We start from the raw sequence: 10,823 nt of genomic DNA, 5'->3' as shown, positions 1-10,823 counted from the left end.
ATCTGGATTGATTACGTTTTTTACAACGACGGTAGAGTACAAAAGAAACATTTTGCAACAATCATACTTAAAGATACCAACTTAGATATTCATGTTATTCATCCTCTTACTCAATTCATCTTTGACAATTGGAAGAGTCGAGAATTTAATACCCAACGCAAGCATGCTAATAACATTGTTAAATTTCTAAATTATTTATTGTTAAATAAAAAGAATTTAAACGTAAATACATTAAGAGATTTAAAGTTTTCTCATGGTACTCAGTATCTTAATAGTTTATCTTCAGAAGGTGTAAACAGAACAACTGTAAAAGGTGCAGAAAGAACTCTTACATCATTTTATTATTGGTTAACAAAACACCACGTTTTAGATCACATCTCACAAGACTTATTTACGAAAAAAGAGGCACAATTTTTTTCCTATTATGAATCACCATTCCACCCTTTATATCCAAATGAAAAGCCAAAAGAAATTGAACATATTTTGCCCAATGAATACATCCCTCTTTTTCTAGAAATAGCTACATTAGTAGCCAAGCCAATTGCTTTAGGAATATATTTTCAAATATTTGGTGGTCTCCGAATATCTGAGGTTGTAAATTTAAAAAGAACACAAGTATCAAGGAGGATGCAAACAGGAGATTTCACTTTAAAATTAGCTAAGCAAAACTTTCGCCCAGATTTAAAAGAAGATGCCTCAGTGAAAAAAGTAAGGACTCAACATGTTATGCAAATAAGTGATTGGGGACAAATTCTATTTAAAGATCACATAAGATTATTTATCCCTTTGGACCAAAGTGATGCACTATTCGTAAACAGAGATAAAAAAGCGCTATCTCAAAGAAGTTACAGGCAGTATTTTCAAAAAATAAAAGACACTTTTATTAAAACTCTAGAAGAACATGGTGATAACGAGCAAAAGCTTTTAGCCCAGCACCTGAAATACCAAAAGTGGTCAACTCATATTGGACGAGGAACCTTCACTAATATGATTGCTGAGGATGCGGAGAACCCTTATGAAATAGCACACCTTCGAGGTGATTCAGATATTACCTCTTCTTTGACATATATGGTTTCCACTGAAAGAATTCATAAAAAGATAGAAGAAAAAATGTCTCACATGCATCAACATTATATACCTAGACTAATTAAGGAGGAAGATTAGCCAATTGGAAAACTCGTTTAACGTTGCAGATAGTTGTTTAGATGTAAAACAAACTGCTCAAAGATTGAAAATACGATCAACTAGTACTATACATAAGTTGATTCAAGATAAAAAATTCCCTAATGCTTTTAAGTCTAATAATAAATGGTGGATTCCCATTGAAGATATTGAAACTTATGAAAAAGCCAAAAATGATAAGAGCTTTTTAAGTGCTAAGGAAGCTGCAGAAAGGCTGGGATATAAGAGTCTGGATAGTTTGTTTAATAATATAGATGATTTTCCTAATGCCTTTAAGTTTGATGGAAAATGGCGTATTCCTTTAGATGACTTATCTTTATATGAAAAGAAGTTACAGTGTTTGACTGTTAAGCAAGTGGCTATAGAAGTTGGTAATACATCTGCGGCATACATTACGGATATGATTCACAAAAATCATTTTCCAAATGCTTTCAAACTAAAAGGAAAATGGCGTATTCCCCCTAAGGACTTGGAACCCTTTAAAGATTTTATTCGTCCAGAAGGTTACCTTACTACCAGAGAAACTGCTGAAGAACTAGGATACACAGGAATTTTCAGACTGATTCAAGAAAAGAAACTGCCAAATGCTATCAAAGTCAACAATGTATGGTGGGTTCCTCAAGGCGATATAAAAACATTTAAAGCTTCAAAAAATATTGGTACTAAAGAAAATTTTATGAGCCTTACAGAAGCCGCAAAGGAATTAGGATATAAGTCTAGAGGGAATATTATGTATTATCTAAAAAAAAATAAATTCCCTAATGCTTTTATTATAAAAGGACATTGGAAAATCCCCATCAACGATATTGAAGCATTTAGGACAGATGATAAGTACTTTTCTGACAAATATTACAGCATAAAAGAAGTTGCAAAGAGACTCGGGTACAATTCAAATACTTCTGTTTTAAATTTACTAAAAAAAGAAAAGAGATTTCCGAACGCTTTAATGGTGAATAAAAAATGGCGTATTCCTATTGAAGATATTAAAAAATGCGAACTCTCGCTTAAACCCAATGATTGTTTAAATATGGAAGACACAAAAAAAGAAATTGGATGTAAAACTAGCTCCTATGTAGTGAGTTTAATTAAACAAAAGAAGCTTCCAAATGCTTTTAAAATCCATAGAAAGTGGTGGATTCCTAGAAGCGACATTGAAGCATTTAAAAAATCTCCTGGACCATTTGATTGCTTTAATGTAAAAGAATCCGCAAAGAAATTAGGATTTAAAACAAATTCGTCTGTTCTACTAGCTATTAAGAAAAAAAAGTTACCTAATGCTTTTAAAACGTCTGGTAAGTGGTGGATTCCGTCTAAGGATATTTCCTCATACCTAGATAATAAAAAAAAGAATGTGCCTATAAGGAAAGAACGGTATACTCCTAGAAAAGCCGAAAAAAAGAACTGTCTAGATATTTCTCAAACCCTAGAAGAACTGGGCTATAAGACAAAATCTAAAATAAGAAGAATGATTGAAGAAAAACACCTACCTAATGCTTTTAAAACGTCTGGTAAGTGGTGGATTCCGTCTAAGAATATTGAGAATTATAAAAACTCTTTAAAGGTACCCTCTGGCTATTTAAGCACAAAAGAAGCAAATATACGTTTAAAGTATTGTAATCCAGGAGCAATAACCCTTTTAATTACAAAAAAGAAATTTCCTAATGCTCTTAAGATAAATGGGCGGTGGCATATTCCTCTCAAAGATATAGAAGACTTTGAACAGCAAAAAAAGAAGTCTAAAATGAAAATAGCTTATTCTGGAGAAGTAGGATTTCAAGAATTAAAAGATTTTATAGAAAGCCAAAACACAATATTTGTGGAAACCAAACAGTTATTTCTTGATTATTGTTTAATACAAACTAATAATATCTCGGGTTCACCAGCTTATATAAAAGATAGAATTAATTTATTTAAACGCTTTTATCAACAAATAATTCTGGAAATAAAGAAAGAACTATACCTATTAACACCTGAAGAAATAAATTCATTTTTAGATACAAATTCTCCCCTTGTTCAAGAACAGAAAAAAATATTTATTAGATTTCTTAAATACACTCATAGCATTAAAGATATTACTCCTGATGAAGAAATCGTTCTGTTAAAAGAGAGAAAAGAAAAAACTGATTCCAAAGACATTTATGCACCCTCATTGTTTCATAAGCTATATAAATACGTTCGGAAGATAGAAATTCACACTGCAATGGCAGTAAAGGATAGATATTACGCTAATATGTGGGCGTATGTAACCCTCCTACTTACCGACTTTATTAGAGGGCAAGATTTAATTTTAAATACTCCAAATATCCATTTACAGGGATTAAATATTAAAAACATTAATTGGTTTAAAACAAACACTCTATCTGATCTTCAGAGTCAGTCTATCATAAATCAATTATATATCCATTTCAAAAACAAACGCTCTAGTAAAACGAAAAGTTTTTTAACATTTGTTGTAGCACCTGACCTAGTTCATGCTTTAGCCACTTCTTTAATAATTAGTGAATTGCATCGAAAGGATGAATCTGCTGATTCACTGTTAGGTACCTTTTTTCAAGGTTCATACAATTCTATAAGAACCGAAGGCAAGGACAGACATAAAAAATTTTTTAATCAATTAACAGGTGAGGAAAATTTCCAGTTTGGAAGTCAAAAATTAAATAGATCTGTAGCAACTTACCTTTTTTATTCAATAACTGAAGACGATAAATATGATAGTGAATTGTCTTTACATCTCACACAAACAGCTAGATCACATACAAAAGCCGAAACAACAGCAATTTATATACAGACCACTAACAAAGATGGCTCTATAAATCGTGTCTCACATAACCTTTTTAGAAGAGGACACTTTGGATGGCTCTACAATTATATTATTTTATACGTTTCACAATATAATGCGATAAATCATGATTTGGAAGAACGTACTAAATTGATTGAAAGCGCAAGGCAAGAAGTTGCTCCATTTTCCTTAGAAAACTTGGCTAAGTTTATAGAAAGCTATCAACACCTGGTTCCTCTGAATAACAAATCTACTAGTATGAAAAGTTATTTACGAGACATTTATCAAAAAAGACGTTCAGTTATTTCACAGCTATTAAATTATTCACATAATGATATCAAAGATATTCTTATAAATTTGGCTAAAGGAGACTTTCCATCCAAGAGTGAACATGCTCAATGTCTAATTTATCCTAATTGTAAATATCCTAAGCTTGCTAGCTGCCATTCATGTGAGTATGTAATCCCACAAAACCTCCTCCTGATTCAACTTAAGGAGGAATTAGATAGATTAATTAAAAATATTGACTCCCAATCAAACCCGTTGCTAATAAAAAAAGATACTAAATTTCTATTACACGCTTTACTTATTTGGAAAGAAGCACGCCTTGCTTTCGGGGATGAGATGGTAAGTAGTTTTATTCAAATAAACGAAACTTGGACAAAGATTGAGAACTTAGCACATAAACTTCCAATTGAATAAGTTAAAGGAGTAATAAGTAATGGAATTAAGAATGAAAATAGGCTCCAGTAATAAAAATACAGCGATTGAGAAGAAAAAAAATGTAGAATGGGAAACCTTTAGGTTAGATGAATATAAACAAATGTTTCACCAATTAGTAGAAGGAGGCTTTGTTCTCGGTCAATATGAGGATGTACACTGGAACGTTCCAGACGAATTATTAGATTACCCTATTATTCTAACTTTTGATGTAGAAATACATTCCAAGCTCAACACAGCGCTGAAAGCTTATATCATACTTAGATTAATTTCTGGTAGGTCTCCCCTAACTGTATATAACGAATTGGCAATACTAAAAAAAACAATTATCGAAACAGATGGATTTGGAAATTCAAGAGCTTTTGAAGCTATACTAGAGATTCAAACTAACAAATACTCATATAGAGGATATTCCACTGCTACAGCTGTTACCAGTTTTCTATCATTTTATAAGATAGAAAATTACGAAGAGATTATAACTATATGCCACAAAATGCCTTCGTACAAATCTACTTCTAGAGAACTACCTGTATTTGAAGATATTATGATTTTTGACGATATTGTTAACGATTATTTTAGAAAATATCCGTCTGACGATACCATGAAGTTTTTGCCAATTATGTTATGGTGGTTACTTACTAATATATTGCCTATAAGACCATCAGAGTTTTTGTTGTTAAGAATTGATTGTTTGAAATTTACTGATAGTCAGTTATCTCCTTACAAAATCTCAGTGCCTAGGATAAAGAATAAATCAAACTCTCCTGGTTTTGTTGTACATTATGATCTAATCGAGATTGACAAGAAAACCTATAGTTTTTTATATGAATCTATCAAAAAAATTGAGTTATTAGGAATAAATGGTCCTTTCCTTTTTTCTTCTGAATTATTAACAATGTTTAATAAAAATAAGGCAAAGAAAAAAAATAAGCGTATGAATAGACGAGATTTTGATTATTTAAAGAAGAAATTTTACGAAGAGGTAGTAGAAAACATTTATGGTCAATATAACATTGAACGAATAAGATCAGGAGACACAAGACATTTCGCAATAATCAATATGTGTTTACAAGGGTTTAACATGCTTTCTATTGCTAGGATGGCAGGACAAGAAGATTTAAAAAGTCAACATAGTTATTTTTCGCATGCAGAACATTTTTCTCAATCTTATGTATATCGTTTAGCCCAAAAAAAGGTAGAAAACAAAATAAGAAATAACCTAGGTGATGGAATAATTGGGTGGAGAAGATACATATATGATAGAGGCAAGGCTAAAATACATCACAATATAAAAAATATCGTAGGTAGAGTACAATATGGAGACTGTACAGAACAAAAAGATGTTTTTCCTGGTACTTGCATTGAAGATTGTAAATTTTGTCCTAATTATAGATTTAATCCTTCTGTAGATGAAAATCAAGAAGCTATAGAATGGTTAGCTAATACTTCAGAGATATTGGAAACGAGAATCAAAGAATCTATCGAATTAATGAAAGGCCTATCCAGCACTATTGCAGATTTTTTAAGAAATACAACTAATGATTCATTAAAATCTACTTCAAGAAACTTATTAAGTTATATGGATATGAAAGCAACTATAGATGCTAAACTTATGGAGGTGAACTTTTCTGGTGAAAAACGCGATGAATAATAAACGCGGAAAACCGCAAGAATGGACAGACGAGCAACTAAAAGAATTAGCAATCGAAGTGAAATATAACAATCAAAGTAGACTTTTAACCCCTTCGTTTTTGCAAAAAGAAACGGGCGTGGGGAGAAATACTTGGAGTCGCAGAATGAAGTGTTTTATTGCTGAATTAAACCAACCAGTGCTATCGAATATAAGTACCACCAAAGACAATGAGGTTACATTACCTAATTTTGATTTAATATTTAAGAAATACGGTAATAATAAGAGTCTTTTAAAGAATGAGTTACTCAATGTAGAAGTTCTAATTTATGAGCTCTACAATGAATTAAAAAAATATAGAGAAAAGGAAGAACAATATAAAAAAGCTTTTACGGAAATTAAAGAATTGAAAGCTGAAATAACTCAACAAAAAAAGAAAGCTGAACATTACGAACAGCTCTACAATACAATTACAATTTCTAGTATGTTCTCTCACTTACAAGATGAAAATCGTTCAGAAGTCCATAAGTTAAACATCAAAGACAATTTACTTAATTTTAATAAAGATGAAGACAAGAATGCAGATTTAAAAGACTTATCTTCTCACTTTCCTAACATTTCAAATAAAAATATTATAGAAAAAGAAGAAATGAAGCTCCAATCAAAAAAAGAAAAAAATATGAAAAGTCTTATAAGTAAGTTTGATATTTAAAATATAAGCAGCCTATTCTCGTAAAATTAGGCTGCTTATATTGTTATTTCGTTCTTCTTTATTCTCTTTCCCTATATATGTTATAAAAAATACTATTTATCAAACTCCATTTTCCAACTAAAATACTCATTATCAGCATTCTTCTCATACCTTAAGTTCGCATCAAATTTATTCCCTTTTTTGCTCGTTAAGCCTTTTACAGGAGCAATACCATTTTTCAATAATGCCTTTACCATAGTCTTAGTAGGCTTTTTTTTCATTGTGGCTAGGAACTTATCATTTTTCCAAATAACAAACTTGCAGCCATTTTTCCAATTGCTACAGCCAAACCCTTTTTGCCCCTCAATTACAGCATGACCACAAACCGGGCATTTGCCTATTATTTCGTTCGATTTACGCTGAGAAGCTACTTCGTTAATTGTAACTTCTTTCTCATTTTTGATTGTTTCTACTGCCTTTGTAGTAAAATCAAAAATCAACTGTAAGAACTCATCTTTTGTAAAGTTTCTTTTCTCAATATCATTCAACGATTTCTCAAGACGACCTGTAAATTCGAGATTAAATAAATCTTTGATTGGGAAGGTTTCTATCAGCTTTCTTCCAAGCTCCGTACAAAGTAAATTCTTATTCTGTGTTGTTATATAACCAACATCTTTTAATTTTTTTATCGTTTCAGCTCTTGTTGCAGGTGTACCGATACTAAATCCACTTAAAATCGCGTTTAGGCTTTCTTCATCCGTACCTTCTCCATCGTAGTTCTTTCCACATGTCTCCATAACTCGAAGCAGCGTTCTTTCTGTATGCTGCTTCGGTGGCTTTGTCACGTGTGTAGTGATTTCATGCTTTACTAAATCTACGTCATCATTAACGTGTACAAGAGGCAGAATCGTATCCTTAGATTGAACTTTCTCTACTTTCTTCCACCCTTCTACGAGCTGAACTTTTCCTTTAGAGATAAATAACCCTTTTAAATCCGCACCAGTAATTTTCGTTTCAATTCTTGTTTCCTCATACTCAGCTACAGGCATAAATTGCATAATGAATCTATTTTTAATGGCTTGATAAACTTGTTCTTCATCAGTTGATAACTTTTTAGGTTTCAAATAAGTAGGTACAATTGCACTATGGCTCTCTACTTTAGAGTTATCAAAAATTCTTTTTGATTTAACAAACTTCACTTCGTATTTGTATGGTAAATCCTCTGTTAGCGTTTCTAGAACCTTTGCCGTCTTACCTACTAAACTTTCTTCCAGAGCTACGCTGGCCGTACGTGGATATGTGATGAATTTTTTCTCATACAGAGATTGCGCTACTTTTAACACTTTATCAGAGGTCCAACCTTTGTATTTATTCGTAATATATCCTTGTAAGTTGGATAGATTGAATAAAAATGGCGGGTATTCCTTCTTTTTTTGTACCTGCTTATCGCTTACAATTCCTGATTTATCAATTAGTTTTTGCTGAATCTCTTCTAAGGTTTCTTTACTTTTAAACTTCTCTTCTTTACCTTCAATATACGTTCCTTCATACTCTTGTTCTTTTTTCGTTTTAAAGGTTGCTTGAAGTTTGTAATAGTTCTCTGGAACAAATTTTTCAATTTCTTTATCTCGATCATAAATAATTTTTAAAGTTGGTAATAAAACTCGCCCAATGTTCAGAGCTTTCCCTTTACCTTTTTGGTATTTAAGAGTAGCCACGGATGTCAGATTAATTCCAATAACCCAGTCAGCCCATTGACGGCTAACGCCAGCATCCTGTAAAGGTCTTAATTCTGTATTCAACTTAATATTTTCCAACCCATTCATAACCTCAGCCGGTGTCCATTCGTTTAATAAAAGTCTATAAACAGTTTTATCGGTCTTCAGATTATAGATAATACTATCTCCTATGACTTGACCTTCACGATCATAGTCACAAGCCGAGATAATTCCATCAACATCAGGTCTCCTCATCAAGCTTTGGATAATTTTAAGTTGTTTTTTAGCACCTGTATCAGGCTTTTCTCTATCACAAGGATTACTTTTCACTTTATACTTAAAAGCTTGCGGAATAAATGGGAAGTTTTCCATTTTCCATATGGACATCTTATCGTCATAATCTTTTGCATCATATAATTGAAGTAAATGTCCGAATGCCCATGTAACAATGTAGCCATTTCCCTCAAAGTAGCCGTCTTGTCGGCCTTTTATCTTTAGTGCATCTGCAATATTCTTTGAGACAGATGGTTTTTCTGCAATAATTAACTTCATTTAATTAATCACCTTACGTTTAAAATTTCCAAAATAAACTTACTCAGTTTTATTATTTTATCATACAAAAGCATATAGCAATATAAATGGGTAGAAAAGTACTCTAGGTGAGGTAGTTAAACATCTAATTTATAATTGAGTATCTTCATAAAATCAGCATCTTTTTTATATTCATCATCTGTGAAATACCTCAATTCAGATTTTGTAAGTAGAAACCATTCTGTAGAATTAAAAAGTGGATGACGTTGTTGTTTAAATTTTCTTTTTACGTAGGATTCTAAATTAAGAGCATTTAGGCTCTTTATAACTTTTATTTCTTGAAGCACGTGTGCAGGAAAGTGATCCTTATAACTTTCTTCAGCCTTCATATATCTATTTGCTAAACTTTGTTTTGTAACTCCTACTTTAATTGCATGACTATTATCATTTCCATACACGTAGAATAAGTGATACATACCGTAGGTTTTTAGCATTTTAAAATCATATTCAATCTGATTGAATGCTTTAAGAACTGTATATATTTCACCTGGAAATACTCGATTAATGATGTACCTCTCTAAATTAATATATGGTTGTTTAGCTAATATTTTCATTTCGCTGTTAAATCTCTTCGCTGAATAATTACTTTGAAGTTGTCTTTTATTCTTTAAGATTTGATAAAGAGCATTAACTTCTACGATCTTTTCATTATACTTCTCAAAACGCTTATATAGGCTAAGATAACGCAATTCTTGCAAAAGCTCTTCAATGTAGGCTACATCTCTAACTTCGACAGGTCTTGCATTCCATTTATAGCCTTCATAAAAGTTTTGCCACCTTTCAAGGTAAACACCAAGCTTTTCTAAAATCAGCCTTGCATCTGTATCCAACTTAAAATTATTCTTATAAAAGCAACTCTCATACTGAGCTAACTGTTCCTTAATTTCATAGATGACCTTTACTCTTCTAACTTTTAGATTTCCCATAACAAGAAGTTTTTTAATTAGTAAAAGAACCTTCTCAACAATGGTCAATATATGTTTTCTATGGTCATATTTAAAATCATACCTACTTGTACTGTAATATTCAGTAAGGACAGTTAATCTTGATAAATCTTTAGCTTGATTATTAATTTTTTCAAGGTATGAGCTCTGTAAATAACGTAAGTGATTGTTTTGCTCTTGAAGTTTATATACTTGTTCAAGAGATTTTTGTTTCTCTGTTTCATATATAGATAGCTTTTCATTTACAGCTTCATACTTTTTCGTTATATCATGGGCATATTTTTGCAATTTGTTATTTTCCTCTTGGACCTTACTCAGTTCATCTCTAGTATTAATTAACTCTTTGGCTCCCTCCTCACTGAAATACCTCTCATGAAAATAATTAATTGTTTCTTTAACTTTTCTATATATGTGCACTCTCCTAACCCCCTTCTATTTAAGAATATTTTATAAAAAAACAAGCTTGCAGACTATAGTCTGTAGAAGAAAACTTACTGCTCTTTAAGAATAGTCTTATAGACTTTTAGGAGAGTGGTTTCTTGGACATTGAACAAGCATTTGGAATAGT

At 31.5% G+C, this 10,823-nt stretch carries 6 protein-coding genes; 4 read left to right on the top strand and 2 right to left on the bottom strand.

The window, feature by feature from the left end; genetic code table 11:
• From BFL01S_RS20820 to BFL01S_RS16775, 4 genes are all read left to right on the top strand, one after another.
• The coding region (locus BFL01S_RS20820; protein WP_082802771.1) for a site-specific integrase at nucleotides 1-1,164 on the top strand (1,164 nt) is incomplete at its 5' end.
• Nucleotides 1,165-1,168: 4 nt separating this feature from the next.
• A complete protein-coding gene (locus BFL01S_RS16785; RefSeq protein WP_061786387.1) occupies nucleotides 1,169-4,663 on the top strand; it encodes a helix-turn-helix domain-containing protein in 3,495 nt (1,164 codons plus the stop codon).
• 19 nt (nucleotides 4,664-4,682) lie between these two features.
• Complete coding sequence (locus BFL01S_RS16780; protein WP_061786386.1) at nucleotides 4,683-6,332, top strand: hypothetical protein; 1,650 nt, start codon at nucleotides 4,683-4,685, stop codon at nucleotides 6,330-6,332.
• Nucleotides 6,313-7,023 carry a hypothetical protein gene (locus BFL01S_RS16775; RefSeq protein WP_083686609.1) on the top strand — a complete coding sequence of 237 codons (711 nt, stop codon included), beginning with the start codon at nucleotides 6,313-6,315 and terminating at the stop codon, nucleotides 7,021-7,023. Before BFL01S_RS16780 ends, BFL01S_RS16775 begins: the two co-directional genes overlap by 20 nt.
• Before the next feature lie 92 nt (nucleotides 7,024-7,115).
• Here BFL01S_RS16775 and BFL01S_RS16770 read toward each other — a convergent pair whose 3' ends face one another.
• Complete coding sequence (locus tag BFL01S_RS16770; protein WP_061786384.1) at nucleotides 7,116-9,272, bottom strand: type IA DNA topoisomerase; 2,157 nt, start codon at nucleotides 9,270-9,272, stop codon at nucleotides 7,116-7,118.
• Nucleotides 9,273-9,388: 116 nt separating this feature from the next.
• Complete coding sequence (locus BFL01S_RS16765) at nucleotides 9,389-10,672, bottom strand: GIY-YIG nuclease family protein (protein ID WP_061786383.1); 1,284 nt, start codon at nucleotides 10,670-10,672, stop codon at nucleotides 9,389-9,391.
• Nucleotides 10,673-10,823: the final 151 nt, after the last annotated feature.

It is taken from the genome of Priestia flexa NBRC 15715 (assembly GCF_001591565.1).
In the GTDB taxonomy this organism is placed as follows: domain Bacteria; phylum Bacillota; class Bacilli; order Bacillales; family Bacillaceae_H; genus Priestia; species Priestia flexa.
The sequence above is the reverse complement of the archived record's forward strand: the minus strand, read 5'-3'. Positions and strand labels throughout refer to the sequence as shown.